Source organism: Thermococcus fumicolans, from assembly GCF_055386755.1.
The window spans coordinates 1,278,979-1,305,383 of the sequence record NZ_AP042424.1 but is presented as its reverse complement, the minus strand read 5'-3'; the positions used below and the strand labels follow the sequence as shown (position 1 = coordinate 1,305,383).

31 protein-coding genes are annotated in these 26,405 nt (G+C 56.8%); 21 read left to right on the top strand and 10 right to left on the bottom strand.

The features are described from left to right. The first annotated feature begins 1 nt into the window (after position 1). The 3 genes from ACZ5AM_RS07200 to ACZ5AM_RS07190 are packed head-to-tail and all read left to right on the top strand — an operon-like array spanning position 2 to position 3,043. Positions 2–1,165 carry a DUF373 family protein gene (locus tag ACZ5AM_RS07200; RefSeq protein ID WP_464914343.1) on the top strand — a complete coding sequence of 388 codons (1,164 nt, stop codon included), beginning with the start codon at positions 2–4 and terminating at the stop codon, positions 1,163–1,165. After that, on the top strand, positions 1,107–2,162 hold the full coding sequence (locus ACZ5AM_RS07195) for a DNA repair protein Rad50 (protein ID WP_464914342.1): 1,056 nt from the start codon (positions 1,107–1,109) through the stop codon (positions 2,160–2,162). Before ACZ5AM_RS07200 ends, ACZ5AM_RS07195 begins: the two co-directional genes overlap by 59 nt. 41 nt (positions 2,163–2,203) lie before the next feature. Further along, positions 2,204–3,043, top strand: coding sequence for a deoxyribonuclease IV (locus tag ACZ5AM_RS07190; protein WP_464916052.1), 840 nt, complete (start codon positions 2,204–2,206; stop codon positions 3,041–3,043). Between the two features lie 6 nt (positions 3,044–3,049). On the opposite strand, the gene ACZ5AM_RS07185 is transcribed toward ACZ5AM_RS07190, so the two are convergent. The 4 genes from ACZ5AM_RS07185 to ACZ5AM_RS07170 form a co-directional block, all read right to left on the bottom strand. Then, a complete protein-coding gene (locus ACZ5AM_RS07185) occupies positions 3,050–4,093 on the bottom strand; it encodes a DmpA family aminopeptidase (protein ID WP_464914341.1) in 1,044 nt (347 codons plus the stop codon). A gap of 153 nt (positions 4,094–4,246) precedes the next feature. Further along, positions 4,247–4,957, bottom strand: a complete 711-nt coding sequence (locus ACZ5AM_RS07180; protein ID WP_464914340.1) for an ABC transporter permease — start codon at positions 4,955–4,957, stop codon at positions 4,247–4,249. Further along, positions 4,954–5,895 (bottom strand): ABC transporter ATP-binding protein, encoded by a 942-nt coding sequence (locus ACZ5AM_RS07175; protein ID WP_464914339.1) that lies wholly within the window; start codon positions 5,893–5,895, stop codon positions 4,954–4,956. The genes ACZ5AM_RS07180 and ACZ5AM_RS07175 overlap by 4 nt, the downstream gene beginning before the upstream one ends. Continuing rightward, positions 5,892–7,055, bottom strand: coding sequence for a WD40 repeat domain-containing protein (locus ACZ5AM_RS07170; protein WP_464914338.1), 1,164 nt, complete (start codon positions 7,053–7,055; stop codon positions 5,892–5,894). The genes ACZ5AM_RS07175 and ACZ5AM_RS07170 overlap by 4 nt, the downstream gene beginning before the upstream one ends. Positions 7,056–7,320: 265 nt before the next feature. Between ACZ5AM_RS07170 and hydB the strand changes: the two genes are divergently transcribed. The 7 genes from hydB to ACZ5AM_RS07135 are packed head-to-tail and all read left to right on the top strand — an operon-like array spanning position 7,321 to position 12,536. Further along, complete coding sequence (hydB, locus tag ACZ5AM_RS07165) at positions 7,321–8,424, top strand: NADPH-dependent hydrogenase/sulfhydrogenase 1 subunit beta (protein WP_464914337.1); 1,104 nt, start codon at positions 7,321–7,323, stop codon at positions 8,422–8,424. Then, positions 8,421–9,311 carry an NADPH-dependent hydrogenase/sulfhydrogenase 1 subunit gamma gene (hydG, locus tag ACZ5AM_RS07160; RefSeq protein WP_464914336.1) on the top strand — a complete coding sequence of 297 codons (891 nt, stop codon included), beginning with the start codon at positions 8,421–8,423 and terminating at the stop codon, positions 9,309–9,311. The genes hydB and hydG overlap by 4 nt, the downstream gene beginning before the upstream one ends. Before the next feature lie 10 nt (positions 9,312–9,321). Beyond that, complete coding sequence (gene hydD, locus ACZ5AM_RS07155; protein ID WP_464916051.1) at positions 9,322–10,116, top strand: NADPH-dependent hydrogenase/sulfhydrogenase 1 subunit delta; 795 nt, start codon at positions 9,322–9,324, stop codon at positions 10,114–10,116. Between the two features lie 2 nt (positions 10,117–10,118). Then, on the top strand, positions 10,119–11,408 hold the full coding sequence (gene hydA / locus ACZ5AM_RS07150) for an NADPH-dependent hydrogenase/sulfhydrogenase 1 subunit alpha (RefSeq protein ID WP_464916050.1): 1,290 nt from the start codon (positions 10,119–10,121) through the stop codon (positions 11,406–11,408). 52 nt (positions 11,409–11,460) lie between these two features. Then, positions 11,461–11,670, top strand: a complete 210-nt coding sequence (locus tag ACZ5AM_RS07145; RefSeq protein WP_464914335.1) for a hypothetical protein — start codon at positions 11,461–11,463, stop codon at positions 11,668–11,670. Beyond that, positions 11,651–12,082: a type II toxin-antitoxin system VapC family toxin gene (locus tag ACZ5AM_RS07140; protein ID WP_464914334.1), complete on the top strand. Its 432-nt coding sequence runs from the start codon at positions 11,651–11,653 to the stop codon at positions 12,080–12,082. Before ACZ5AM_RS07145 ends, ACZ5AM_RS07140 begins: the two co-directional genes overlap by 20 nt. Before the next feature lie 4 nt (positions 12,083–12,086). Next, entirely contained in the window at positions 12,087–12,536 is a 450-nt protein-coding gene (locus tag ACZ5AM_RS07135) for a hydrogenase maturation protease (RefSeq protein ID WP_464914333.1), read from the top strand. Positions 12,537–12,561: 25 nt separating this feature from the next. On the opposite strand, the gene gltA is transcribed toward ACZ5AM_RS07135, so the two are convergent. After that, positions 12,562–13,983, bottom strand: coding sequence for an NADPH-dependent glutamate synthase (gltA, locus tag ACZ5AM_RS07130; RefSeq protein ID WP_464914332.1), 1,422 nt, complete (start codon positions 13,981–13,983; stop codon positions 12,562–12,564). Next, positions 13,984–14,820, bottom strand: coding sequence for a sulfide/dihydroorotate dehydrogenase-like FAD/NAD-binding protein (locus tag ACZ5AM_RS07125; protein ID WP_464914331.1), 837 nt, complete (start codon positions 14,818–14,820; stop codon positions 13,984–13,986). A gap of 148 nt (positions 14,821–14,968) precedes the next feature. On the opposite strand from ACZ5AM_RS07125, the gene ACZ5AM_RS07120 reads away from it, so the two are divergent. The 7 genes from ACZ5AM_RS07120 (at position 14,969) to ACZ5AM_RS07090 (ending at position 21,478) form a co-directional block, all read left to right on the top strand. Then, on the top strand, positions 14,969–15,973 hold the full coding sequence (locus tag ACZ5AM_RS07120; protein WP_464914330.1) for a 4Fe-4S dicluster domain-containing protein: 1,005 nt from the start codon (positions 14,969–14,971) through the stop codon (positions 15,971–15,973). Next, positions 15,970–16,845 (top strand): NAD(P)-dependent hydrogenase/sulfhydrogenase 2 subunit gamma, encoded by an 876-nt coding sequence (gene shyC, locus ACZ5AM_RS07115; protein ID WP_464914329.1) that lies wholly within the window; start codon positions 15,970–15,972, stop codon positions 16,843–16,845. The genes ACZ5AM_RS07120 and shyC overlap by 4 nt, the downstream gene beginning before the upstream one ends. After that, positions 16,842–17,582, top strand: a complete 741-nt coding sequence (shyD, locus tag ACZ5AM_RS07110; RefSeq protein WP_464914328.1) for an NAD(P)-dependent hydrogenase/sulfhydrogenase 2 subunit delta — start codon at positions 16,842–16,844, stop codon at positions 17,580–17,582. Before shyC ends, shyD begins: the two co-directional genes overlap by 4 nt. Further along, a complete protein-coding gene (shyA, locus tag ACZ5AM_RS07105; RefSeq protein ID WP_464914327.1) occupies positions 17,579–18,826 on the top strand; it encodes an NAD(P)-dependent hydrogenase/sulfhydrogenase 2 subunit alpha in 1,248 nt (415 codons plus the stop codon). Before shyD ends, shyA begins: the two co-directional genes overlap by 4 nt. Before the next feature lie 71 nt (positions 18,827–18,897). After that, a complete protein-coding gene (locus tag ACZ5AM_RS07100) occupies positions 18,898–19,188 on the top strand; it encodes a PadR family transcriptional regulator (protein ID WP_464916049.1) in 291 nt (96 codons plus the stop codon). Position 19,189: 1 nt separating this feature from the next. Further along, positions 19,190–20,386 carry an MFS transporter gene (locus ACZ5AM_RS07095; protein ID WP_464914326.1) on the top strand — a complete coding sequence of 399 codons (1,197 nt, stop codon included), beginning with the start codon at positions 19,190–19,192 and terminating at the stop codon, positions 20,384–20,386. An 87-nt stretch (positions 20,387–20,473) separates the two neighbouring features. Beyond that, entirely contained in the window at positions 20,474–21,478 is a 1,005-nt protein-coding gene (locus ACZ5AM_RS07090) for an asparaginase (protein ID WP_464916048.1), read from the top strand. Here ACZ5AM_RS07090 and ACZ5AM_RS07085 read toward each other — a convergent pair whose 3' ends face one another. Next, positions 21,479–21,694 (bottom strand): hypothetical protein, encoded by a 216-nt coding sequence (locus tag ACZ5AM_RS07085; protein ID WP_464916047.1) that lies wholly within the window; start codon positions 21,692–21,694, stop codon positions 21,479–21,481. Between the two features lie 121 nt (positions 21,695–21,815). On the opposite strand from ACZ5AM_RS07085, the gene ACZ5AM_RS07080 reads away from it, so the two are divergent. From ACZ5AM_RS07080 to ACZ5AM_RS07065, 4 genes are read left to right on the top strand one after another with little or no spacing between them, the layout of a single operon-like run. Then, positions 21,816–22,328, top strand: a complete 513-nt coding sequence (locus tag ACZ5AM_RS07080) for a MogA/MoaB family molybdenum cofactor biosynthesis protein (protein WP_464916046.1) — start codon at positions 21,816–21,818, stop codon at positions 22,326–22,328. Between the two features lie 37 nt (positions 22,329–22,365). After that, positions 22,366–22,527 carry a hypothetical protein gene (locus ACZ5AM_RS07075; RefSeq protein WP_464914325.1) on the top strand — a complete coding sequence of 54 codons (162 nt, stop codon included), beginning with the start codon at positions 22,366–22,368 and terminating at the stop codon, positions 22,525–22,527. Next, complete coding sequence (locus ACZ5AM_RS07070) at positions 22,524–22,982, top strand: PIN domain-containing protein (RefSeq protein WP_464914324.1); 459 nt, start codon at positions 22,524–22,526, stop codon at positions 22,980–22,982. The genes ACZ5AM_RS07075 and ACZ5AM_RS07070 overlap by 4 nt, the downstream gene beginning before the upstream one ends. A 2-nt stretch (positions 22,983–22,984) precedes the next feature. Further along, positions 22,985–24,175, top strand: a complete 1,191-nt coding sequence (locus ACZ5AM_RS07065) for a molybdopterin molybdotransferase MoeA (RefSeq protein ID WP_464914323.1) — start codon at positions 22,985–22,987, stop codon at positions 24,173–24,175. Here ACZ5AM_RS07065 and ACZ5AM_RS07060 read toward each other — a convergent pair. From ACZ5AM_RS07060 to wtpB, 3 genes are all read right to left on the bottom strand, one after another. Then, a complete protein-coding gene (locus tag ACZ5AM_RS07060) occupies positions 24,172–24,384 on the bottom strand; it encodes a hypothetical protein (protein WP_464914322.1) in 213 nt (70 codons plus the stop codon). The genes ACZ5AM_RS07065 and ACZ5AM_RS07060 overlap by 4 nt on opposite strands. Positions 24,385–24,501: 117 nt before the next feature. Further along, positions 24,502–25,536, bottom strand: a complete 1,035-nt coding sequence (wtpC, locus tag ACZ5AM_RS07055) for a tungstate ABC transporter ATP-binding protein WtpC (RefSeq protein ID WP_464914321.1) — start codon at positions 25,534–25,536, stop codon at positions 24,502–24,504. Next, on the bottom strand, positions 25,529–26,275 hold the full coding sequence (wtpB, locus tag ACZ5AM_RS07050) for a tungstate ABC transporter permease WtpB (RefSeq protein ID WP_464914320.1): 747 nt from the start codon (positions 26,273–26,275) through the stop codon (positions 25,529–25,531). The genes wtpC and wtpB overlap by 8 nt, the downstream gene beginning before the upstream one ends. Positions 26,276–26,405 lie beyond the last annotated feature (130 nt).

The following is a 26,405-nucleotide window of genomic DNA, read 5'->3' as shown; positions in this document are numbered from 1 at the left end:
GATGAGGGTTCTCGTGCTGGCCATCGATAGGGACGATGATTTTGGTAAGAAGGCCGGGGTTAAGGGTCCCGTTATTGGTAAGGGCAGGTGTATAGATGCGGCCCTCAAGCTCAGCCTTGCGGATCCGGAGGACAGCGATGCCAACGTCGTTTATGCAGCCGTCAAGCTCTACGACGAGCTCAAGGAGAGCGGCGAGTTCGAGGACGTTGAGGTTGCCCTGATAACGGGCCATCCGGACGTTGGGGTTAAGAGCGATCTCGAGCTCGGAAGGCAGCTGGATGAGGTCCTGGAGAGGTTCCCAGCTGATGGCGTTATACCCGTGACCGACGGGGCAGAAGACGAGCAGGTCTTCCCGATACTCTCCTCCCGCCTCAAGATCGTCAGCTCCAAGAGGGTCGTCGTCAAGCAGAACGAGACCATTGAGACGACCTATTACGTTATCTACCGCTACATCAAGGAGATCCTGAGCGACCCCGAGGCGTCCAAGGTTTTCCTTGGGATACCCGGGGTTATATTCCTCCTATACGGTGTGGGAAAGCTCATCTCGGTCAGCTACCCCCAGAGCATGAGCATAATCTCGAACATCGTCGTCGGCATAATACTCCTCTTCATCGGCGGGTACGCCTTCACCAAGGGCTTCCGCATCCAGATATTCAGGGCCATTACGAACGAGTTCATCCAGGTGATCTTCGGCGTCTCCGGGCTGCTCATAATCATTGCGGGCATGATAAACGCCTATGCCAACATCGACATCTACGCCCAGCAGCTGCTCGGCGAAGTGCCCCCGCCGGGCCTCATCAAGTTCATACTCTACGTCCACTCCATAAACACGACGGTCATCATAGGTATAGCCGTCATCCTCGTGGGCCGCATTGTGCAGGCTTATCTGAGAAGGGACCCCCACATCTGGTACAATATAGCCGGGGTTCTGATTCTTCCTGCGTTCTGGATAATAGTGGACGTCACGAGCCGCTATGCTCTTTCGGTGATAGACTTCCGCTCTTTCACAACCATTGTCGAGATCTCCGCGGCGTTCGTGGACGTTATCTTCACCGTGATGATCTCAACGTTTATCAGGAGGTACTTCATCCAATGGGCCAGTGGTGGTGAGATTGAAACTGGAGCAGGCGATCAAGAGGTACGAATCGCTAAGGAAGCAACGTGAGGCCGAGCTTGAAAGGTTGAAGTTCAAATACCTCGCCCAAGTCCGGGAAATAATCGGCGAGATCCTTCAAGTCCTAGACGAACTTGAGAGAAAGGAACCGCCAAAAGACGTCGATCCGAACCTTTTGAAGGTGGCACTCCGGGAGAGGGGAGCCTACGTGTCGGCCCTCAGGCGGGTTTTGAGCGGTGTAGATTCCCTGGAGGAGCTTGAACGGAAGCTGGGGGAGATCTCCAAACTCCACGTCGGGCACGGTAGGTACCTGATAGTCCTCTTCAAAAAGGACGTCTACCGAGTCAACGGGCTCCTAAAAGAGCTCGGAGAGGTCTACGGCGAGTACGCTCTAAAAATCCGGGAAAAAGAGCTTCCGGATCTCAGCGTTTCCAGACTCATCGCGGAGATGGAAAAGATTAGGGATGAGATCTCCCGTGCTGAGAAAAAACTTGATGAGCTCTACCGCTTGCGTGAAGACCTTGAGGGCGAGAGATCCCCCGAGCCCCCTGAACTGAAGGCGCTGATTGACGAGAGGAACGCCCTTGAGGTGAGGCTGAGAACCCTCCAGACGGAGGTGCGCTCAAAGGCATCGAAGCTCCAAAAGCCGCTGAAGAGGATGCGCATTCCTGAGGCCGCCCCCTTCATAAGGGACACCTCCTACGTCCTTCAGAGGCCAGAAGAGTTCACGGAGCTCGTCAGGAGGGTTTATCCCTCCCTCGATAAGAAGGCGAAGAAAGCCGCCGACTGGCTGCTCCAGAACCTTCCCAGCAAGATCCAGGAGATGGAGGAAATTGAAAAACGGATCGGTCTCATCAGCTCTCAGGTTGAATCTGCCAAAGAGTCCATCGTGGCCAGGGAGGAATCGCTCAGAATGGCTGAGGAGGAGATCCGGAAGCTCGAGTATGAACTCAGAAAGCTCCGCAACAGGCTCTCCTCGATCGAGGACGAACTCGGGAGGGAAGTTCGGGTTCTTGAGGGGGTCTTGGGTGAGAAGATAGAGCGGTAGGCTTATAAATTAGGCTTCCCTAATTCTTTTGGGTGGTGAGGATGTTCAAAGTTGATAGGTTACGCTTCGGAACGGCTGGAATACCTCTCTCAACCCCAAAACGCTCAACGGTAGACGGCATAGCCCACGTGAGGAACCTTGGACTGGACGCGATGGAGCTTGAGTTCGTCCGCGGGGTCAACCTCAAGCCCGAACTGGCGAAGAAGATAAAGTACGTGGCTAAAAAGCACGACGTCCTTCTCACCGCTCACGCGCCCTACTACATTAACCTCAACGCCGCCGAGAAGGCTAAAGTAGAGGCCAGCAAGGGCAGGATAGTCCAGAGCGCCGAGCGGCTTTACGATGCCGGCGGCTGGAGCGTCGTTTTCCACGCGGGCTATTACCTCAAGCAGCCCCCCGAGAGCGTCTACCAGCGGATATTAAAAGAGCTGAGGGACATCGAGAAGAGGCTGATGGAGAAGGGCGTCAAGGTCTGGATAAGGCCCGAGCTGACGGGGAAGCCGACCCAGTTCGGCGATTTAAAGGAGATCGTCAAGCTCAGCGAGGAGCTCGAGATGGTTCTGCCGACGATAGACTTCGCCCACGCTCACGCGAGGAACAAAGGCGAGTGCAACTCCACCGAGGAGTGGCGCGAGATGCTCGCGTTCATGGAGGACAGGCTCGGCAGGGAAGCCCTCGACAACATGCACATCCACATGAGCGGCATAGAGTACACGGCCAAGGGCGAGAGGAGGCATCTGCCGCTCCAGGAGAGCGACATGAAGTGGGAAGACCTCCTGAAGGTTCTCAAGGAGTTCCGCGTTAAGGGAGTCGTCATAAGCGAGAGTCCCAACATAGAGGACGACGCGCTGCTGATGAAGAAGAAATACGAGGAGCTATAGGCCTGATCAGGCCCTCTCCACCATCCCGTGCTTTTCCAGGATTTCGATAACTTTCTCCACGGGCAGGGCGTACCTCACGTGCTCGTTCCCCTCAACCGTTTTTGCCTGGAGGAGGGCGTTGATTATGGCCTCTTCCGTCGCTTCAGCGGCCGCCCTGAAGAGCCTGCTGAGGGAGTTGTCGGGCAGGAAGCTAACCATCTCTGGTTCCTTTCCAACCGGAACTGTCTGGGCCGTTGAAAACGCCAGGACAACGTCACCGCTCCCGTGGTAGGCGTAGCCGCCGGTTCTCGCGAGGCCGATAACAGACCTCTTCGCGAGCCTCCCCAACTGCCTCGCGGTCAGCGGTGCATCCGTTGCTACAACCATCGAGATGCTCCCCTTGCTGGAGGTACCTCTGCCCGGGTAGTCCCTGAGGTAGGGGCCAACCGGAACGCCGGCGATGGTCAAATCCTCCCTCCTCCCGAAGTTCGCCAGGACGAGCGACGCTATCCTGTACTCCTCGCCGCCGATCTCAACGACCCTCGACGAGGAGCCAATCCCGCCCTTGAACTCGAAGGCGCTCATTCCGGTTCCAGCTCCGATGGAACCCTCCTCGAAGTCGAGCTTGGCGCTTTTAACGGCCTCGAAGTAGTGCTCCTCCCGGACGGCCATCTTTCTGATGTCGTTCAGGTAGGAGTCATTGCACTCCATTACGACCGGGGAGACGCTCCTTAAATCCGGGTTCAGCTCGATCATGTGCTTTACCATAGCGTTCGCGACGGTGTAGACGCTCAGCGTGTTGGTGAGCGCTATTGGAGTCTCGATGTAGCCGAGTTCATCGACCTGGACGAAGCCAATAGGCTTTGAGAAGCCGTTCATGACGAAAGTCGAGGCGAAAAGCTTCTCCCGGTAGGGGTTCCTCACCGGAGGGAGCAGAACCGTGACGCCCGTCCTGATGTTCTCGCCCTCGATGAGCGTGCTGTGGCCAACTTTGACGTCCAAATCCGCTATTGAATTCAGTTCTCCGTGCTCATAGAGGCCGATTTTTATCCCCAGCTCCGGGGCCTTCATGCTACCACCGGATCTTTCTATGCCACCGAGCTTTTAGGGTTTTTGAGTTTGTGGGTAGATTTAAAAGCCGGCTGGAAAAATAGAAGCGGGCGATGAGGACTAGCAAGCAAGCTGAGAGCTCACGGATGATGACGTGAACACCCTCCGAGCCCGTTAATACATCCTTCTGAGCGATCTGACCGAGAGGAGCATGAAGAGCAGCGCCATGAACAGCATCAGCGGAAGTGAGTAGAGCGGTGGGACTATGTCGTAGTAGCCGAGGAGCGAGTACCTCAGCGCCTCGACCGAGTAGGTCATTGGGGTTACCAGACCTATCGCGATGAACCACGTCGGGAACAGCGTGAGGGAAGCTATGGCCCCGCTCGTGAACATCATCGGCAGCCTTATCACGTTGAGCCAGGTCATCACGTTTATCGGGTTCTCGACGGCGAGAGAGATGTAGACTCCCAGGGCGGAGAATGCGAGGTTGGCCAGGAGGATTCCAAGAATCGTCAGCGGCCAGCTCCAGACAGGGTAGACCATGAAGTACCTGACGAGGGCAAGGGTTATCGCGCTCACCATGAGGCCGAAGAGGGCCCCAACAAGAACCTTCGCGAGGATTATCTCACCGTAGCTGATCGGCGCCAGAAGGAGTCTCTCAAAGGTCTTCAGCCTACGCTCGAAGATGAGCGAAGACGCCACGAACGACGTCGTTGCGAAGAGGGCCGAGATGCTGACTAGGCCGGGGGCAAGGTGGTCGATGTCCCCAAAGCGGACTATGAACGCTAAACTGAAGACCAGCGGGAACACAAGGCCCCAGCTTATCGAACCTGGCTTGAGCATGTACTCCTTGAGCTCCTTGACGATTATAGGAACGACCTTCACAGCGGACACCCCCCGCAGGCGCAGGGCCTTTCTAGGTCCTCATTGCTATCGGTGAGCTGGAGGAAAACCTCCTCTATGCTCGGCAGTTCCGTCGAGAGGTGCAGAACCTTGAAGCCCAGCTCCCTCTTAAGTTCCCAGAACTCTTCGAGGAAAGCATCGGGGTCTTCAACGGTCACCACGAGCGTCTCCCCGTCGGGCTTCGGCGAGTAAGGCTCGAGGAAGCGGAGGAGCCTGTTGCTCAGAGGCTCAACGCGGAAGCGCACCTTAACGCCCTTCCCGACGAGCTTCCTCAGCTCGTTCCTCCTTCCCATCGCCACTATCTTTCCCCTGTTTATTATCGCTATCCTGTGGGGCAGCGTCTCCGCCTCGGTCATGTTGTGTGTGGTGAGGAATATCGTCTTCCCCTCCTTGTTGAGGAGCTGAACCATGTTCCTGACGAGCTTCGCAGACTGGACGTCTAAAGCCACCGTCGGTTCGTCGAGGAAGAGAACCGGCGGCTCGTGGATCAGGGCGGCGACGATGGCAGTCCTCCGCTTGTAGCCCGAACTGAGCTTTCCGAACTTCTTCTTCGCAGGCAGGTTGAAGTCCTTTATCAGCCTCGAAACGTTCTCAGGGGGAGCGTCGTAGAGTTTGGCTAAAAAGCGGAGGTTCTCCTCGACGGTCAGCTCGTCGTAGAGGTTTGAGACGTCCTGGACGACGCCGATGGTCTTCTTAACGGCCTTCTTCTCCTTCCTCACGTCGTGGCCGTTGACATATGCTTCTCCGCTGGTTATCGAGGTCAGCGTCGAGAGCATCCTGACGGTCGTCGTCTTCCCGGCCCCGTTCGGTCCGAGGAAGCCGAATATCTCTCCCCTCTTCACCTCGAAGCTTATCCCGTCGACCGCCGTGAAGTCCCCGTAGCGCTTGGTGAGGTTCTTCGCTTCTATTACAGCCTTCACTCTCTCATCTCCCTCCAGGCGAACAGTGCCAGTGCCATAACCGCCAGCACTATGATTCCAGCGACGAGTGGGTTCCCGAGGCCGGTTCTGCCGGTTCCTTCCGTCGTGGTTTCAACCGGGTTGGAGGTTCCACCAAGAACCGCGAAGTCGACCGTCCCCTCGCAGATGTCCTTCCCGTGAACCCTGTGGGTGACGGCAAGGTAGCGGGCGTCTTTCGAGATGGCCACCCTCTCAACGGTCTCGTTGGGGTAGTAGTCCCAGAGGACGTTCCCGTCGGGCCCTATGAAGAGGGCATCGTCACCGCCGGCCACGATGGTGTAGCCCTTCGCCGTGTCGACGTCGAAGGCCTCGAGGAAGAAGGGGACGGAGTAGACTTCGTTTCCATTCCTATCGAGGAGTACAACCCTATCGAGCGCGCCTGCAACGGCAACGTTCTCTCCGTCGAAGCCAATCTTCATGACCTTTCCGTCGAAGTGCTTCCTCCACAGCTCGTTCCCGCTCCAGTCGAGAGCGACAACTTCGCTCCACGACTCGTCGCTAGCTAGTATAAGGGCGACTATCATGTCCTTTGAGCCATAGACCCGCCGAATCTGGCCATCGAAGTGCTTCGAGAACAGCTCGGAGCCGTCGAGGTTCAGAACAAACAGGTCACCGTTGTCGTTGCCGGCGAGGATCTTATCCCCGAAGAGGTCAACCGCCCACACAAAAGCCCCTGTATCGTATCTCCACTTCAGCTTCTGGTTCTCAAAGAAGTAGACGTTCCCATCGCCGCTTCCGGCGACGGCGTACCTCCCGTCGGGCGAGATGTCGACGGCCCAGACAACGTCGCCGGTCTTGTACTCGTTCGTCAGCCCTTTCCCCGGCTCGAAGAACTGCACCCAGTTCCCGTCGGTTCCTATGACGAGGGTGTCGTTGTCGCTCAGCGCCGCGGAGTAGGCGAACCCCCTAACCGGGGCACGGAGAAGCCTCTCACCGTTTTTGTTCAGGATTATGGCATAGTAGCCGAATCCCAGGCCCAGATCACCGTTGTCGTTGAAGGCAACGGAGAACACTATGCAGTCGTCGTGGTAGTGCCAGCTCCAGACCGGATCCGCCCCCGAAACCGGGAGCATTAGTAGCGCGAGCGTGATCGCGATGAGAATTGGGACACTCTTTTTCATTCAATCTCACCGTACCGCTTATCGCCATCCACTTTAAATGGTTAATGGTTCGGAATCCAGGGAACGAATGCCGCTGGGCACTTCCCGACAGTCTCCACTATGGGTCAAAAGGGGCATCCTCAAAATAGTTAGGCCCGGCGAACTCTTCTCAACCTTTGGTTTAGAATTTTCGGGTTTAAAAACGCTTTTTTAGCCCCCGCCGGAGCCTTAATTGAGGGGATAGATATGGACACGTGTATATTTATGTTCATCGGAGGTGATTGGGTTGAGATACGTTAAGCTCCCGAGGGAGAACACGCACGCCTTCCTTGAAAGGCTCAAGGAGTGGGGCAAGCTCTACGCCCCGGTGAAGATTTCGGAGAAGTTCTACGACTTCAGGGAAGTTGACGACGTGGAGAAGGTCGAGTTCCACTACAACAGGACGATAATGCCGCCGAAGAAATTCTTCTTCAAGCCGCGGGAGAAGCTCTTCGAGTTCAACATAAAGGAGGCTGAATACAGGGAGACCATCGAGGACGTCGAGCCCTTCGTGCTCTTCGGCGTCCACGCCTGCGACATCTTTGGCCTCAAGATACTCGACACTGTCTACCTCGACGAGCTCCCGGACAAGTACTACAAGGTCCGCAGGGAGAAGGGAATCATAATCGGCATAAGCTGTATGCCGGACGAGTACTGCTTCTGCAACCTCCGCGAGACTGATTTTGCCGACGACGGCTTCGACCTGTTCCTCCACGAGCTCCCAGATGGATGGCTAGTCCGCGTCGGAACTCCCACCGGCCACAGGATAGTGGACAAGAACATCAAGCTCTTCGAGGAGGTCACCACCGAGGACATATGCAACTTCCGCGAGTTCGAGAACAAGCGCTCACAGGCATTCAAATACCACGAGGACTGGAGCAACCTGCGCTATCTGCTGGAACTCGAGATGGAGCACCCGATGTGGGACGAGCAGGCTGATATATGCCTCGCCTGTGGCAACTGCAACACCACCTGCCCGACCTGCCGCTGCTACGAGGTGCAGGACGTAGTCAACCTCGACGGTAACACCGGTTACCGCGAGAGGCGCTGGGACTCCTGCCAGCTCAGGAGCCACGGACTGGTCGCTGGGAACCACAACTTCAGGCCCACCAAAAAGGCCCGCTTCATGAACCGCTACCTCTGCAAGAACTCCTACAACGAGAAGCTTGGGGTAAGCTACTGCGTTGGCTGCGGAAGGTGCACCTACTTCTGCCCGGCCGGAATAAGCTTCGTCAGGAACCTGCGCACTATCCTGGGCCTTGAGGAAAAATCCTGTCCATCCGAGGTAAGTGAGGAGATTCCGAAGAGAGGCTTCGCCTACGCGGCCGAGATAAGGGGTGAGGACATATGAGCGAGGCGCTAAACCTGCCGAAGGAGATAATGATGCCCGAGGAGAACCCCTACGCTCTTCACAAAGCCAAGGTGCTCAAGGTTTACCCGCTCACCGAGACGGAGAAGCTCTTCCTCTTCCGCTTCGAGGACCCCGAGCTCGCCGAGAAGTGGACCTTCAGGCCGGGGCAGTTCGTCCAGCTGACAATACCCGGTGTGGGCGAGGTGCCGATAAGCATATGCTCATCCGCCATGAGGAAGGGTTTCTTCGAGCTGTGCATCAGAAAGGCCGGAAGGGTCACCACCGTCATCCACAGGCTCAAGCCAGGAGATACAGTCCTCGTCCGCGGCCCCTATGGAAACGGCTTCCCCGTTGACGACTGGGAGGACATGGACTTACTCCTCATCGCCGCCGGCCTCGGAACGGCCCCGCTCAGGAGCGTGTTCCTCTACGCCATGGACAACCGCTGGAAGTACGGCAACATAACCTTCATCAACACCGCCAGGTATGGAAAGGACCTCCTGTTCTACAAGGAGCTTGAGGCAATGAAAGACCTCGCGGAGGCCGAGAACGTCAGGATAATCCAGAGCGTCACGCGCGACCCGGACTGGCCCGGAAGGCACGGCAGGCCCCAGAACTTCATAGTTGAGGCGAACACCAACCCGAAGAAGACTGCGGTAGCTATATGCGGCCCGCCGAGGATGTACAAGTCGGTCTTCGAGTCGCTCATCAACTACGGCTACCGCCCGGAGAACATCTTCGTGACGCTGGAGAGGAAGATGAAGTGTGGAATCGGCAAGTGCGGCCACTGCAACGTCGGAACGAGCACCAGCTGGAAGTACATCTGCAAGGACGGCCCGGTCTTCACGTACTTCGACATAGTATCGACGCCGGGATTGCTGGACTGAGGTGGTGGAGATGGAAGGAAACGGAAAGGTCCGCATCGGGTTTTACGCCCTCACCTCATGCTACGGCTGCCAGCTCCAGCTCGCGATGATGGACGAGCTTCTCCAGCTGCTTCCGAACGCTGAAATCATCTGCTGGTTCATGGTGGAGAGGGAGAGCTTCGAGGATAAGCCCGTCGACATAGCCTTCATCGAGGGGAGCGTCTCAACCGAGGAAGAGGTTGAGCTGGTGAAGAAGATACGCGAGAACGCCAAGATAGTGGTCGCAGTTGGAGCCTGTGCAACCCAGGGAGGAGTGCAGAGCTGGACAGACAAGCCCCTCGACGAGCTCTGGAAGACCGTCTACGGAGATGGAAAGGTCAAGTTCCAGCCCAAGAAGGCAAAGCCAGTCGAGGAGTACATTAAGGTTGACTACCGCCTCTACGGCTGCCCGCCGGAGAAGAGAGACTTCCTCTACGCGATAGGCACCTTCCTGGCAGGCTCATGGCCGGAGGACATCGACTACCCGGTCTGCGTTGAGTGCAGGCTGAAGGGCTACCCCTGCGTGCTCATCGAGAAGGGCGAGCCGTGCCTCGGCCCGATCACGAGGGCGGGCTGCGACGCCCGCTGTCCAGGGTTCGGGATAGCGTGCATCGGTTGCAGAGGCGCAATAGGCTACGACGTCGCCTGGTTCGACTCCCTCGCGAGGACGTTCAGGGAGAAGGGCCTCACAAAGGAAGAAATACTCCAGCGCATGAAGATATTCAACGCCCACAACCCGAAGCTCGAGGAGATGGTTAACAGGATATTCGAGGGGGTGAAAGAATGAGCATGAAGAACCTCTACCTCCCGATCACCGTTGACCACATAGCGAGGGTGGAAGGCAAGGGCGGGGTTGAGATTGTAGTTGGCGACGATGGCGTCAAGGAGGTCAAGCTCAACATCATAGAGGGGCCGCGCTTCTTCGAGGCCATAACCATAGGCAAGAAGCTCGACGAGGCTCTAGCGGTTTACCCGAGGATATGCTCCTTCTGTTCGGCGGCGCACAAGCTCACAGCGGTGGAAGCAGCGGAGAAAGCGGTCGGCTTCACCCCGCGCGAGGAGATTCAGGCCCTCAGAGAGGTTCTCTACATAGGTGACATGATAGAGAGCCATGCCCTCCACCTCTACCTCCTGGTGCTCCCCGACTACCTCGGCTACTCCAACCCGCTCAAGATGGTGGACGAGTACAAGAAGGAGATAGGCATCGCCCTGGAGCTCAAAAACCTCGGGAGCTGGATGATGGACGAGCTCGGAAGCAGGGCGATCCACCAGGAGAACGCCGTTCTTGGCGGCTTCGGGAAGCTCCCCGGCAAAGCGACCCTCGAGCTTATGAAGAAGCGCCTCAAGGAGGCCCTGCCGAAGGCCGAGTACACCTTTGAACTCTTCGCGAAGCTGGAGCAGTATGGGGAAGTCGAGGGGCCGATAATCCACATGGCCGTGAAGCCGAGGGGAGGTACCTACGGAATCTACGGAGACGCCATAAGCGTCAGCGACGGCTTCGAGTTCCCGAGCGAGGACTACAAGAAGCACATGGTCGAGCGCGTTGTGGAGCACAGCTTCGCCAAGCACAGCTTCTACAACGGGGAGAAGCCCTTCATGACCGGTGCCATATCGCGCGTCGTCAACCACGCCGACAAGCTCTACGGAAGGGCAAAGGAGCTCTACGAGGGCCACAGAGACCTGCTCAGGGCGACCAACCCCTTCGCCAACAACCTCGCCCAGGCGCTGGAGCTCGTCTACTTCACGGAGAGGGCGATAGACCTCATAGACGAAGCCCTCGCGAAGTGGCCTGTGAAGCCGAGGGACGAGGTGGAAGTAAGGGACGGATTCGGCGTCAGCACCACCGAGGCACCGCGTGGAATTCTCGTCTACGCCCTTGAAGTTAAGGACGGAAAGGTCAACTACGCCGACATCATAACCCCGACGGCGTTCAACCTCGCCATGATGGAGGAGCACGTCAGGATGATGGCCGAGAAGCACTACAACGATGACCCGGAGAGGCTCAAGCTCCTCGCGGAGATGGTCGTAAGGGCCTACGACCCGTGCATCTCCTGTTCCGTGCACGTGGCGAGGCTCTGATTTCTCAACTTTTTTAAGGTTTCATGACGAGAGAGTTTAGGGGAGTGTCAAAGTGGCGGAAGAGCTTGTTGATGTTACGATTCGCGTCAAGGTTCCCAGGGAGTACGCTGAGGAGTTCAAAAAAGACGTGGAAGCAAGGGCATGGTACCTTTCCCACAAGGAGGAGCTGTTTAAGAACCTGAAAAAGCTCAAAGGCGTTCTAAAAACCGAAAAATCGTGGAAGGAGCTTAAGGAGGAGTACTATGAAGGACTTACTCATTGACAGCTCCGTGCTCATTGAGTACTTTAAAGGCAACGAGCGGGCTGTGAAGTTGCTGGAGTCCTTTGAAAATGCTGACGTGGTGCTCCACATCAACGACGTGGTGTTCAGCGAGGTTGTGTACATACTTCTCGGCCACTATCTTGGGAGCTCTCCCAGGACAATGAAAGGAAATCCGAATAAACTTCCCTCAGAAATCGAGGAGGTCTTTAAGGTTCTCAGGAGCTTTGGATTCATTCCTGTAGAGCAGAGCACCGTTTTTAAGGCGATGACCATCATCCAAAAGTACGCCATGCTCCCCAATGATGCCCTTATCCTGGCAACCTGCATAGAGCATGGCTTCTCCCTGGCGACACTCGATGAGGACTTCAAAGCTCCCGCTGAGAAAGAGGGCGTTCCAATCATAACGGGGTGAGAACTTGAGAACCCTAATCCTCGCACTCGGCAACGAACTCATGAAGGACGACGGCGTTGGGCTCAAGGCCGGCAGAATTCTGCTTGAGAAGGGCTACAACGTCCTCGAGGTTGGCACGGACATCTTCCGGCTCGCGAACCACTACAGTGGGGAGGAGAGGCTCATCATCATCGACGCGATTCTGAGCGATAAGCTGGAGCCGGGGGAGATAATCCACCTGGAGGGCGAGGAGGTCTTCGAGAAGCTGAAGGGGGAGATAAGAAGCGCCCACTTCATGGGGGTCATCGACGGCCTTAAGCTCCTGATGGTGCTCGACGAGAGGCTTGCAAAGGCGGATATACACTTAGTTGGGATAGTCGCCAAAGAGATAGACCTCGGCATGGAGCTGAGCGGCGAGGTTGAACGGGCCTTGCCAAGGGTCGTTGAGCTCGTCGAAAGCCTATGCAAAAATTGAATTCAGGAATTGAAGAATTAAAGAATTATTGGGAGTTGAGGTACTCGTGGATTGCCTTCGCCGCCTTTCTCCCGTCCCCCATGGCCAGAATAACGGTCGCCTCACCCCTTATCGCGTCTCCTCCTGCGAAAACTCCCGGAACGCTCGTCATTAGGTTCTCGTCCACTACGATCCTCCCCCTCCCGTCAACCCTAAGGTTTCTGGCGCTCTGGTAGAAGGTCTTGTTCGGAATCTGGCCGATGGCTATGATCGCGTTGTCGAACTCCATTGTAAAGGTTTCTCCGGTCGGTACCGGCCTTCTCCTCCCGCTCTCGTCGGGCTCACCTAGCTCCATCTTCTCAAGCTCTATCGCCCGGAGGTTCCCGTTTTCGTCCCCGATGAAGCGCTTTGGTGAGGCGAGGAATGCGAACTTAACCCCTTCCTCCTCGGCGTGCTTTATCTCCTCCTCCCTGGCGGTCATCTCGTCCTTTGTCCTCCTATAGAGAACCCACACCTCTGCCCCCAGCCTCAGTGCGGAGCGGGCCGCGTCCATGGCCGTGTTGCCCCCTCCGATCACCGCGACCCTTTTCCCGACCTTCACCGGCGTGTCGTACTCCGGGAACCTGTAGGCCTTCATGAGGTTGACACGCGTGAGAAACTCGTTAGCCGTGTAGATACCATTGAGGTTCACCCCCGGCCACGGGTAGATGCGGGGGGTCCCTGCACCTGTCCCCACGAAGACCGCGTCGAACTCCTCCAGTATCTCCTCACAGGTTATCGTCTTCCCGACGAGGGTGTTTGTTTCCACCCTAACCCCTAGCTTCTTGAGGTTTTCAAGTTCCCTCCTCACGATTTCTTTGGGCAGTCTGAACTCTGGGATCCCGTAGATGAGAACTCCCCCCGGCTCGTGGAGGGCCTCGAAGACTGTAACGTCGTAGCCGAGCTTCGCCAGCTCTGCTGCACAGGTTAGGCCTGCCGGCCCGCTCCCTATAACGGCAACCCTCTTCCCGTTCCGTTTTACCCTTCCGGCATTTTCGCGGAGGAGTTCCTCGTCTATGCCGTGCTCTCGCGCGTAGTCAGCAACGAAGCGCTCAAGTTTTCCAATGTTTATCGGATCCCCGACCTTGCCGACTACGCACCGCATCTCGCACTGCTCCTCCTGCGGGCAGACCCTACCAGTTATCGCCGGCAGGGAGTTGCAAGCCCATATTATCCTCAGGGCTTCCTTTGCTGCCATGTGTGGGTCGTCTCTATGCTCGCGCAGCGCCCCGATGAAGCCGGGAATGTTGATGTGCACCGGACAGCCCTTGATGCACGGGGCATAATCGGCCGGACACTGGAGGCATCTTTCGGCCTCCTTAACGGCAAGCTCGAAGGTGTAGCCGAGGTTGACCTCCCCAAAGTCCCTTGCCCTCTCCTTAGGCGACCTCTCCGGCGTTGGAACGCGCTCCTTGATGAGCTTCGGCATTTAGACCATCCCCCTCTCCCTCTTCCACTTCTCAAAGCTTATTCTCTCCAGATCGCGGTAGTAGTTCAGCCTGTTCATCAGCTCCCCCCAGTCCACGAGATGGGCGTCGAACTCCGGGCCGTCCACGCAGGCGAACTTGACTTCACCGCCGACGGTGACGCGGCAGGCGCCGCACATGCCCGTCCCATCGACCATTATGGGGTTCAAGCTCGCGAGCGTCTTTATTCCCCGTTCTCTCGTCAGTTCCGCCACGGCCTTCATCATCACGACCGGGCCAACGGCGTGAACCAGGTCTATTCCCCTACCGCTTTCGATAAGCCCGCGGAGTGCGTCGGTTGTGAAGCCCTTCATCCCGTAGCTCCCGTCGTTGGTCGTGACTATTACCTCATCGCTCACCGAGCCGAGCTTTTCCTCCCAGAAGACGAACTCCCTGCTCCTGAATCCGAGTATCGAGATGACTTCGTTCCCAGCCTCCTTCATGGCCCTTGCCACTGGATGTATCTCGGCGACCCCCACACCGCCACCGACCATGACCACTGTTCCGACCTTTTCAACGTGCGTGGGTCTTCCCAGCGGGCCGAGAACGTCGAAGATCACGTCGCCTTCGCCGTAGGTTCCGAGTTCGTGGGTGGTCTTCCCGACCTCCTGAACGACGAGGGTTATAGTGCCCTCATTCGGATCCATGTCCGCGATGGTAAGCGGTATCCTCTCCCCCCTCTCGTGGAGCCGTATTGTGACGAACTGACCCGGTTCAGCGTGCTCCGCTATCCTCGGTGCCTCGATCTCGAAGAGGTTTATCCCCCGGGCAAGCTTCTCTTTCCTGCGTATCCTGAACACAGATACCACCTGATTGAAACTTCGGTGAGGTAGTATAAAACACTTCGGTATTTCCAAACTTTTGGTTTTAAACCAAAAGTTCCAAGAATGCTTAAATCATCCGGAAGAGAAATACGCATAAGTGGACGTTAATGGAAAGGTGATGACCTTGAGGTACGTTAAGTTGCCACTCGAGAACTTTAAGGGCCTCTTCAGTGCTCTTCTTCGCATTGGGGAAGTGTACGCTCCCGTTAGGACTGGGAACATAGTCTCATTCCAGAAGGTCGACGACCCCAGTAGGATAGAATTCGGCTACACAAGAACCATGCTGCCCCCCAAGAAGTTCTTCGTGAGGCCCAGGGACGTTATCCTCCGACTCAAAAACGGCAGGTGGGAGAGCGATGTTGAGAGCAAGCCCTTTGTCCTCTTTGGGGTGCATTCCTGCGATATCCACGGGCTGAAGATTCTCGACAAGGTGTACCTCGACGAGCCAGCTGACCCATACTACAAGGCCAGACGCGAGGCCGCTTTCATAGTCGGGATAAGCTGCATGCCGGACGAGTACTGCTTCTGCAGGAGCCTGGGAACCGATTTCGCCATGGACGGCTTCGACCTCTTCCTTCACGAGCTCCCCGACGGCTGGCTGGTCAGGGTGGGAAGCGTTAGGGGACACGAGGTCGCGTGGGAGAACGAGGGGCTCTTTGAGGAGGTGACCGAGGAAGACCTCGCGAACTTCAGGGCCTTCGAGGAAAAGCGAGCGAACTCTTTCAAGAGGAAGCTCAACAAGGAGGGCCTCGCGGACATGCTCGATCTGGCATACAACAGCCCTGTCTGGAAGAAGTACGCCGATGTCTGCCTAGCCTGCGGCAACTGCAACATGGTCTGCCCGACGTGCCGCTGCTACGAGGTGTGCGATAGGTGGCTCAACGCCTACGAGGGAGTGAGGGAGCGGCGTTACGATTCCTGCTTCATGGAGAGCCACGGGCTTGTTGCAGGCGGCCACAACTTCAGGCCCACGCGACTGGACCGCTTCAGGCATCGCTACTACTGCAAGAGCTACTTCGACCCTTCGGCCGGCTTCAACTGCGTCGGCTGTGGTAGGTGCGACGAGTTCTGCCCGGCCAAGATAGAGCACGTTAAGGTTCTCGACGAGGTAAGGGGGTCCCTGCAATGAGTGAGAACCCGTACGTCTCGTACGACGCCAGGATTCTGGAGGTCAAAGACCTGACCCCCAGGGAGAAGCTCTTCACGCTCCGCTTCACCGACCCGGAGGCGGGGGATAAGTTCGACTTCAGGCCAGGCCAGTTCGTCATCGTTGACATCAGGGGCTTCGGGGAGTTCCCGATAAGCATCTGCTCGTCACCAACGAGGAGGGGCTACCTCCAGCTCTGCATCAGAAAGGTCGGCAGAATGACGAAGTTTATCCACAAAATGAAAGAAGGCGACACTGTAGGAATCCGCGGGCCCTACGGGAACGGCTTCCCCATGGAGAAGATGGAGGGCTCGAACCTTATTCTCGTCGCCGGCGGCCTCGGAATGGCGCCCTTGAGGTCAGTCCTGTGGTACGCGATTGATTCTGGAAAATACGAGCACATCTGGCTCCTCTACGGTGCCAAAGCCTACGAGGACATTCTCTTCAGGGACGAGATAATACACCTCCTCAAGCACGGCGAGGCGATGAACTGCTCCGTAAAGCTCGCGTACGAGGTCGAGAGCCCGTCGTGCATATACCTTGAGAGGGGCTTCTCCGACAGGGTGTGCAAGGGCGTCGTTACTGACCTGTTCAGGGGGGAGGAGTTCGACGTGGACAAGGCCTACGCCCTCATCTGCGGTCCGCCGGTCATGTACAAGTTCGTCATCAGGGAGCTCCTTAACCGGAAGCTATCACCGGGGAGAATCTACATGACCCTTGAGAGGAGAATGCGCTGTGGAATCGGCAAGTGCGGCCACTGCATCGTCGGAACCAGCGTCTCCATGAAGTATATCTGCAGAGACGGGCCGGTCTTTACCTACTGGGACGCCCTCTCCACAAGGGGGTTGATATGATGGAGAAGCTAAAGCTTGGTGTTTTCGAGCTCACCGACTGCGGGGGCTGTGCCCTCAACATGCTCTTCCTCTACGAGAGGCTCTTCGACCTCCTGGAGTTCTACGAGATAGGCGAGTTCCACATGGCGTCGAGCGCACACGAAGGGGGCCACTTCGACGTTGCCATCGTAACCGGTACCGTCTCGAGCCACCGCGACCTTGAGCTACTCAAGGAGGCCAGGAACCACTCCAACTACCTGATAGCCCTGGGAACCTGCGCCACCTACGGCTCGGTTCAGGCGAGCGTTGAACTTCCCATACGGGAGAAGCTGAAGGCAGTCTACAGCGACGAGGGCAACCCGATGAAGGCCCTCGACTCAAAGCCCGCGGTGGAGTACGTGGCGGTGGATTTAGCCATCCCAGGCTGCCCCTATGACAAGGACGAGCTCTACCAGGCGCTGATGAACATCGCCAAGGGAATCGACCCGGCCAGGCCGGATTACCCGGTCTGCGTCGAGTGCAAGCTCAACGAGTACGAGTGCGTTCTCGTGAAGAAGAACCTCCCCTGCCTCGGCCCGATAACCCTCGGCGGCTGCAACGCGGCCTGCATAAAGTCGGGTCTCGGCTGCATAGGCTGCCGCGGTCCTCTGTCGGGCGAGGTGAACCCAGCGAGCGAGTACGAGATACTCAAGGGTCTCGGCTACGATGACGACTACATAGTTAGGAAGTTCAAGACCTTCGCGAGGTGGGAGCCATGATAATCGAACTGCGCGAGTTTACCCGCGTCGAGGGCAACGGGAAGGCGGAGATCGTCATTGAAGATGGAGAAGTAAAGGACGTCAGGCTCAAAATCGTTGAAGGCCCGCGCTTCTTCGAGCTACTGACCCTGGGGAGGCACTACTACGACGTCCCCGACCTCGAGGCCAGGATATGCGCGATATGCTACCTCGCCCACAGCGTCGCCTCGGTGATGGGCATAGAGAGGGCCTTTGGAGTCGAGGTTCCGGAGGAGATAAAGCTCTTGAGGGAGCTCGGCCTGATTGGAGAGTTCCTTGAGAGCCACGCGCTGCACCTCTACCTTCTGGTTGCGCCGGACGTCTTTGGCTACCCGGACGCCATAAGAATGGCAACCAAACACGGCGAGCTCGTTAAGGAGGGGCTCGCTCTGAAGGCCTTCGGGAACAGGATAAGGGAGCTCATCGGCGGGAGGGAGATACACGGCATCAACGTCAAGCCCGGCGGCTTTGGCAGGTATCCAACGGTCGAGGAGCTGGAGGAGATAGAAAGGCAGAGTGAAGCCCTGCTGAGGCTAGCAAAGAGGGCCGTGAGGCTCTTCGCACAGTTAGAACCCTACGGAGAGCAAGCAAAGCACTTCGTCGCCACCGACGGCTACCTGTACGGCGAGAGGCTGATTGCCGAAGACAAAGAACCGTTCCACTACACCGAGAGGATAGAGGAGCGTTCCCTCGTCTACAGCTTCGCAAAGCAGAGCCGCTATAAAGGAGAGCCTTTCTTCGTTGGAGCGCTGCCGAGGCTTCTCCTGAAGGGCGAGATGCTGACACCCGAAGCAAAGAGGCTCTTCGAGGAGCAGGGGGAGAAGCTTGAGACGGGCTACGTCAGCTACAACAACCTGGCCCAGGCAATAGAGCTGGTCTACTCCCTCGAAAAGGCCAACGAGATAGCGAGGACCCTGCTCGACCGCGGGATCAGCGGAGAGAACGTCCCGGTGGAGCCGAGGGAAGGGGAAGGCATAGGCTACGTCGAGGCACCTAGAGGAGTCCTCATACATCACTACCGCACCGATTCCGAAGGCAAGATAGCCTACTCCAACATAATAACTCCCACCGCCCTGAACCACGCGATGATGGAGGCCAGTCTGCTGAAGGAGGCCAGAGAGCTCTACGGCGAGGCCGACGAGGGGGACATGGTGCAGAGGCTCGAGGAAACCGTGAGGGCCTTCGATCCCTGCATATCGTGCTCGGTGCACATCGTGAAGCTTTGAGTTTATTTTTCAATTTTGTGCCCCCGAAACCTTATAAACCTCTATATCGCTTTTCGATATCGGTGTTCGATATGAAGTACCGGGACTTCCTCACCCTCCACATCCTCCACCACGCGAAGGAAGGCCCCATCACGGGGACATTCATGATGGAAGAGCTCGGGAGGCACGGCTACAGGGTGAGTCCGGGGACGATATACCCCCTCCTCCACTCCCTCGAAAGCGAGGGATTTCTCAGGAGCAGGTGGGAGGTAAGAGGAGGAAAAAGGGTCAGGGTCTACGAGATAACCGAGGTTGGAGTTAAGGCTCTGGAAGATGGGATTGAAAAGCTGAGGGAACTCTGCATGGAGCTCCTGGGTGGTTGAAATGACAGAGAAAGGGCTGAAACGGGAGAGAAATGTCTTCGGAATAAGCTGGAACGTCTTCGTCCTCGGCCTGGTGAGCTTTCTCAACGACATGAGCAGCGAGATGATAAACCCCGTGATCCCGAAGTACCTCACTGACGTCCTGGGGACGGGTGAGCTCCTGAGCGGAACGCTAATGGGGGCAATAGAGAGCCTCAGCTCCCTCTTCAAGGTGGCCTTTGGTTACATCAGCGACCGGTTCAGGCGGAGGAAGGTCTTCATCTTCGCCGGCTACACCCTCTCGACCTTTGCAAAGGGTGCTCTCGCGTTTACGAGGTACTGGTGGGACTTCCTAAGCTTGAGGATCCTCGACCGCGTCGGGAAGGGGATTAGGACGGCCCCAAGGGATGCGCTCATAGCCGAATCTTCCGAGAAGGGGAGGACCGGAAAGGCGTTCGGCTTCCACAGGATGATGGACACCCTTGGGGCGGTAGCCGGCCCCCTGGTCGGCATAGGGTTTCTCTACCTCATGCGCGGTATTGAGGTCGAGAGGGCCTACCGCTACCTCTTCCTAGCCGCTGCGATTCCCGGTTTGATTTCCCTCCTGATAATCATCTTTTTGGTCAAGGACAGGGGGAGGGAGGTTAAGAAGAAGATAACCGGCGTTTCAGCGCTGAAAAGCCGGAACCTTCGCCTCTTCCTCCTGGTGATAGCCGTTGGTGCGCTCGGCAGGTACAGCTACGCCTTCACCCTCTGGAAGGCCGGGGAGCTTGGCTACTCCCTCAAAGGCGAGATGGCCTTCTACGCGCTCTTCAACCTCATGTACGCCCTCTCGGCTTACCCAATAGGGGTTTACTCGGACAGGGTGGGCAAGAAAAGGCTCATTACGGCGGGCTTTCTCATTTCAGCCCTAGCCTCGCTGACGTTCGCCTACGCCCGGGGACTTGGAACCCTTGTTCTGGCTTTCCTCCTCTACGGGATCTACATAGCGATCGAAGATACGGTTCCAAGGGCCTACATGGCCGACCTGGCGAAGGACTTCGAGAAGGGCACTGTGATAGGGGCCTACCACACGGTTTTTGGGATCTTCGTTTTTCCTGCCTCTGTGATAGCAGGCTGGCTCTGGCAGAGCTACTCCCTAACTTACTCCTTCCTCTACGCGGCCTCGATGAACCTCCTCGCCTTTGTCATGATGTTCTGGATCAGGGATAAAGACTGACGTATGCTCAAAAATCCTCCCTTTTTCTCCATCTTTTTTGTCGGAAAGACTAAAAAGGTTCCCGGCTATTTTTGGGGGGTGAGGGATTTGAAAATTCTCATACTCGGAACCGGGGGCACGATAGCGAGCGCGAAGACCGAGGACGGCTACAAGGCGGCACTCACAGTCGACGAGGTCCTTGACATTGCCGGTGTGGAGAGGCACGACGGCGTTGAGATTGAGAGCAGGGACGTTCTCAACCTGGACAGCACGCTCATCCAGCCCGAGGACTGGGGAGTAATAGGGAGAGCTGTTTTCGAGGCCTTTGGCGAGTACGACGGAATAGTCATCACCCACGGCACGGATACGCTCGCCTACACTGCCTCAGCGCTGAGCTTCATGATAAGGAACCCGCCGGTTCCGGTGGTTCTCACGGGTTCCATGCTCCCGATAACCGAACCGGGAAGCGACGCGCCGAGGAACATAAAAACCGCCCTTACCTTTGCCTCCCAGGGGTTCCCGGGGGTTTACGTTGCCTTCATGGACAAGATCATGCTCGGCACGAGGGTATCAAAGGTCCACTCCCTCGGCCTCAACGCCTTCCAGAGCATAAACTACCCGGACGTAGCTTACGTGAAGGGAGACAAACTTGTAATCAGGCACAGACCGGAGCTTTCCCCGGGGGGAGAGCCCGAGTTCGACCCCGCCCTTGATCCCAACGTCATCCACGTCCGCCTCACCCCGGGCCTGTCGCCGGAGGGTTTCCTCAAGCTCTCCGAGTCGGTTGACGGCGTCGTCCTTGAGGGCTACGGTGCCGGGGGGATACCGTACAGGGGAAGGGATCTGCTCTCCGCGGTATCGGAGGTGGCCCACGAGAAGCCGGTAGTAATGACGACCCAGGCACTCTACGGCGGCGTTGATCTGACGAAGTACGAGGTGGGCAGGAGGGCCCTCCGAGCCGGCGTTATCCCCGCCGGAGACATGACGAAAGAGGCAACACTCGTGAAGCTCATGTGGGCCCTCGGACACACGAAAGACGTTGACGAGGTCAGGGAAACGATCCTCACAAACATCTCGGGCGAGATAAGCCCAAAAAAGAAGGGATCTCGATGATCAGGCCCCTATCTTTTTCAGCTCCTCGTCCCCCACTATAAGGGGCCTCTCGGCTTCGATTACGTAGCTGAGCTCCCAGGAGACTTCTCCCTTGTTCATGCCGGCGGCGTAGCGTCTGGCTTTTTCCTCGGCCTCCTCAAGGCTTGATGCCTCTATTATCCTTCTAACGTACCATTTTCTATTTCCGTACCTGAGCTTGAACTCCGCCATGTACATGGGCACCACCACACTAGAGTTGGGAGTGCCGTTAAAAACCCTTTTCCCGGATGTTAAGCGCTCTTTTTTAACAGGAGAAACATTATTAACCGGAAAATCCAATCCAGAGGGGGTGAAACCTATGGGAGCTGAGGAGCACAGAAAGAGGGCACCTAAGAAGTTCAGGTTCGCCGTCATAACTGTCAGCGATACGGCAAGTAGAGGGGAAAAGGAGGACAAAAGCGGAAGATTCCTGGTGGAAGAGCTTGAAAAGGCCGGTCACGAGAGGGTTCTCTACAAAATCGTCCCGGACGAGAAGATGGAGATAGTGGGTGCAATAGTGGACGCCTTCCGAGCCGGGGCGGAGGTGGTGATAACCTCCGGAGGCACGGGAATCGCCAGCAGGGACGTGACGATAGAGAGCGTTAGGCCCCTCTTCGATAAGGAGCTGTCCTTCGGGGAGATCTTCAGGCTTGCCAGCTACGGGGAGATAGGAACTGCTGCGATAATGACGAGGGCGACCGCTGGGATAATAAGGAGCTCCGGTAGGGCTATGGCTGTGTTTTGCCTTCCCGGAAGTCTGGGAGCGGCCAAAACCGGGGTGAAGATCATTCTGAACGAAGCCGGCCACGTGCTGAAGCACGCTGGTGAATAGTTTTAAGTGAAACGAAGTAAATTTCCATGGTGGTATCATGGAGAAAACGGGAAGGTTTAAGATCGTCACGATAACTGGCGGGAGGAACATCGTGGTGGACGAGGACAAGAGGCAGAGGATAGCGAGGTTCAGGGGAATCATCGGGAAAGTGAGCGAAGACCTAGTGTCCTGGGCCATTGAGGAGGCTGAGGAACTTTGAGCGATCTTCTCTTTATCGACACCAGCGTCCTCGTGGAGTATCTGGTGGACGGCGAAAAGGCCGACGTCGCCGAAGAAATACTGTCGGGTTCCTGGGCCTTCTTGATTTCCCCCACAGTTTACAGGGAGACCCTAGGTGCGCTGGCCCTCATAGTGGGCAGGGAGAGGTTCGGGATAAAGGGAAAACACAGCCTGAGGAAGTTTATAGCAAAGAACGGCTGGAAGCCTTTCTCTGAGGTTGTTGAAGCCCTTAATTCCCTCCTTGACGAGATCGGGGTTTTAATCGTCAGTGATTCATTCCGCATGGATGAACTGTACGAGATAATGGAGAGGTACCACCTGCTGCCATCCGATGCCCAGATTGTGCTCGTCTGTAGGAATCATAACGTCAGGCACATCGCCACCTTTGATTCAGATTTTAAGCGTGTGGACTGGCTGAAAACTCTGGGGGTGTAGTCATGAGGGAGTTCAAGAAGTTGACGCCCTATAGAGAAGCCCTCTCCATTCTCCTAAACGATCTGGCCGAGATAGGGGAAGTTGGGGAAGTTCCTTTGGAGTCGGCCTTAGGCCGGGTTCTGGCGGAGGACGTTGTTTCGCCGATGGACAGTCCACCCTTTGACAGGGCCGCCGTCGACGGCTACGCCCTGAGGGCAGAGGACACTTTCCAGGCGAGAGAATACAACCCGGTTGAGCTCAGGGTTGTAGACGAGATAGCGGCCGGGGAGGAGAGCAAAGCCAAAGTCGAGCCTGGGACAGCTGTGAAGCTCCTCACGGGGGCCAAGATCCCCGAGGGTGCAAACGCAGTCCTCATGCAGGAGATGGCCGAGAGGGAAGGAAGCGTAATCAGGGTTTTAAGGCCTGTAGCTCCTGGTCAGAACGTGGCCATGAAAGGAGAAGACGTCCGCAAGGGCGAGACAGTCCTGAGAAAGGGCCGGATTCTAAGGCCCCAGGATCTGGCAATCCTTAAAAGTCTCGGCTTCAAGTCGGTGGGGGTCAAGAGAAGGCCCCGCGTTGGTATAATCGTCACCGGGAGCGAGCTCATCGAGGAGTACGATGAAGAAGCTCTAAAATCAGGAAAGATCCTCGAGAGCAACTCGGTCATGCTCAAGGGGCTTGTGAAGCAATACTTCGGCGAGCCCAGGTTTTACGGCATCTTCCCGGACGAGGAGGAAGCCATAGGTGAGGCAATAAGAAAGGCCAGGGAAGAGAACGACCTGGTTTTAGTAACCGGCGGTTCAGCGTTTGGAGACAGGGACTTCGCCCACCGCTTCGTTAGGTTGCTCTTCCACGGCACTACAATAAAGCCCGGCCGTCCGATAGGCTACGGCGAGAGAACCTTTGTCATGAGCGGCTACCCGGTTGCAGTTTTTGCCCAGTTCCACCTCTACGTGAAGCACGCACTTGCAAAGCTCGTCGGTGCAAGGAACTACGAGGTCAGAGTCAGGGCAAAGCTTGCCGAGAGAGTACCGAGCCAGCTTGGAAGGGCGGAGTTCGTCAAGGTCTGGTACGAAAACGGTTACGCGATGCCAATTAAAAAGAGGGGGAGCGGGATAATAAGCTCGCTCGTTGAGAGCAACGGCTACATACTAATCCCAGAGGACAGTGAAGGCTACCTAGAGGGAGAAAAGGTGGAGGTGGTTCTGTACTAATCCGCTAGAAAAACCTCCCACCTGGGTCTCTTTATTACGTCCCTTACCTCCTCGGGGATCTCCGAGAGGGAAAGGGCGTCGATTATCTCCAGGACTTCGCTCATCTCGCGCTTTCTCTCCTCCATAACCGAATCGAGGTAGTCAGACCTGGCCCACGGGAGGACCTCCCTTATGATGTCGGTGTCCTTATGTTTCATTACGGCGTTCATGGGCCATCGTCATGTTCTGCACTCCCATAGTATATAAGGGTTTTCTATTCGAATTTTGCGCGGAGGCGGCATAGCCGTGCAAAATCTGTTAGACTCACTCCAGTGGTAGCAACAGCACTAAAACACGTGCAGTGCAGTGGCCTTGAAGCTCACCCACACCTCCTCCCCCTCGTGTATTCCCATCTCGAGCATCGAGGAGCGGGTTATAAATGCTCTCAATGGGATGCCTCCTGCCCTCAAATGCACCCTCACCAGCGGACCCAGCTCCTCGACGGACTCAACCGTCGCCCTGAACTCGTTTCTGGCCGAACTTTTTAGGGGCTCCTTGGAGAGTATTATGTCCTCGGGCCTGAGGCCGACCCGAATTCTCCCGCTGGCGGTGACGGGGAGCTCTATCTCGACCCCGTTCGCCCTCAGGAGGTTCCCCTCGGCAACGCCCTCGATTATGTTCTCAAACCCCAGGAACCGGGCAACTTCCTCGCTGGCCGGTCTGGAGAACACTTCCCGAACCGGCCCCACTTGGACGAGCCTCCCGCCGACCATGACCCCTATTCTATCCCCAAGGCTCACGGCTTCCTCAAAGGAGTGCGTGACGTGGAGTGCTGTAAAGCCAAGTTCACGCCTCCAGCGCTTCATCTCCCCCATCAGCTTCCCCCTCGTCTGGACGTCGAGGTTGGCGAAGGGCTCGTCGAGGAGCACCAAGGGTGGCTCGACAACTAGAGCCCTCGCGATGGCAACGCGCTGCTGCTCTCCGCCGCTTAGGGTTCTGGGTTTTCTATGAAGGAGGTGGTCTATCCCGAGCACTTCCGCTATTTCCCTGACCTTCCTTTCGGTTTCTAACCTGGGAGCCCTCCTTACCTTGAGGCCGAAGGCAATGTTGTCGTAGACGCTCATGTTGGGGAAGAGGGCGTAGTTTTGAGGCACGTAGGCCAGGCCGCGCTTTTCGGGCGGCCAGTGGGTCACGTCGGTTTCCTTCAGCAGTATCCTGCCAGAGTCGGGCTCTATGATGCCGGCGATGACCTCAAGGAGGACAGTTTTTCCGGCGCCGCTTGGGCCGAGGACTATGAAGTGCTCACCCTCCGAAACCTCAAACGAGATCCCCCTGAGGTGAAAATCCCCGTAGTCCTTGGAGACCGACCTGAGCTCAAGCATTCTGAGCCCTCCCAGCGAGCCACCTCAAAACCACGAACACGGACAGGCTTATTCCCATCAGCACGACTGAGATGGGCCGCGAAGCCCTCAGGCCGTAGTTGTTGAAGTACTCGAGGACGAGAACCTGGGCGGTTTTGGGGTAGTAGGCAACTATGAGTATCGCGCCGACCTCGCTTATGGCCCTGGCCCACGTCATTATGGCCCCGGTGAGTATTGAGGGGAGCGCTATCTGAAGGGAGACCGAGAAGAAAGCCCTCAGCCTCGACGCACCGAGGGTTCTGGCCACGCTCTCGAGCTTCTCGTCAACGGCCAAGAAGCCATCCCTGGCCGCGTTTATCGTGAAGGGTGCAGAAACAAAGAGCATAGCCGCTATTATCCCAGTGTAGCTGTCCAGTATGGATTTGGAGAACGTGACGAGCAGCATTATTCCAACGACCGAGTGGGGTATGACGATTGGCACGTCAACGAGGGCCTGTACTAAGCTTTTCCCTGGGAACTGGAGCCTGGCCAGGGAGTAGCCCAGCGGAACCCCGAGGAGGAGCGCTATTACGGCCGTCGCCGTTGCGGTTACGAAGGAGTTCGTTAGGGCCTCCCTGACCAGGGGGTCCCTTAGGGTCCTGGTGAGCATCCCAAGGTCGGAGGCCTGTTTAGTAAAGATGACCACGAGGGGCAGGGCTATGTAGACGACCAGAAAGCTCCCCAGTGCGGCGAAAAGGTAGAGGGTGTAGTCGCGTCTCATCCCAGGTTTAGTTTTCAGTGAGGGTATTTAAGAATTCTGGTATGTTAAACAGACCTGTTTGGTTGATGGGGTGGGGAGGTCTTCTTTTGGCTCGCACGTTGGATACACAAGCCGAAGATTGATGGGTTTG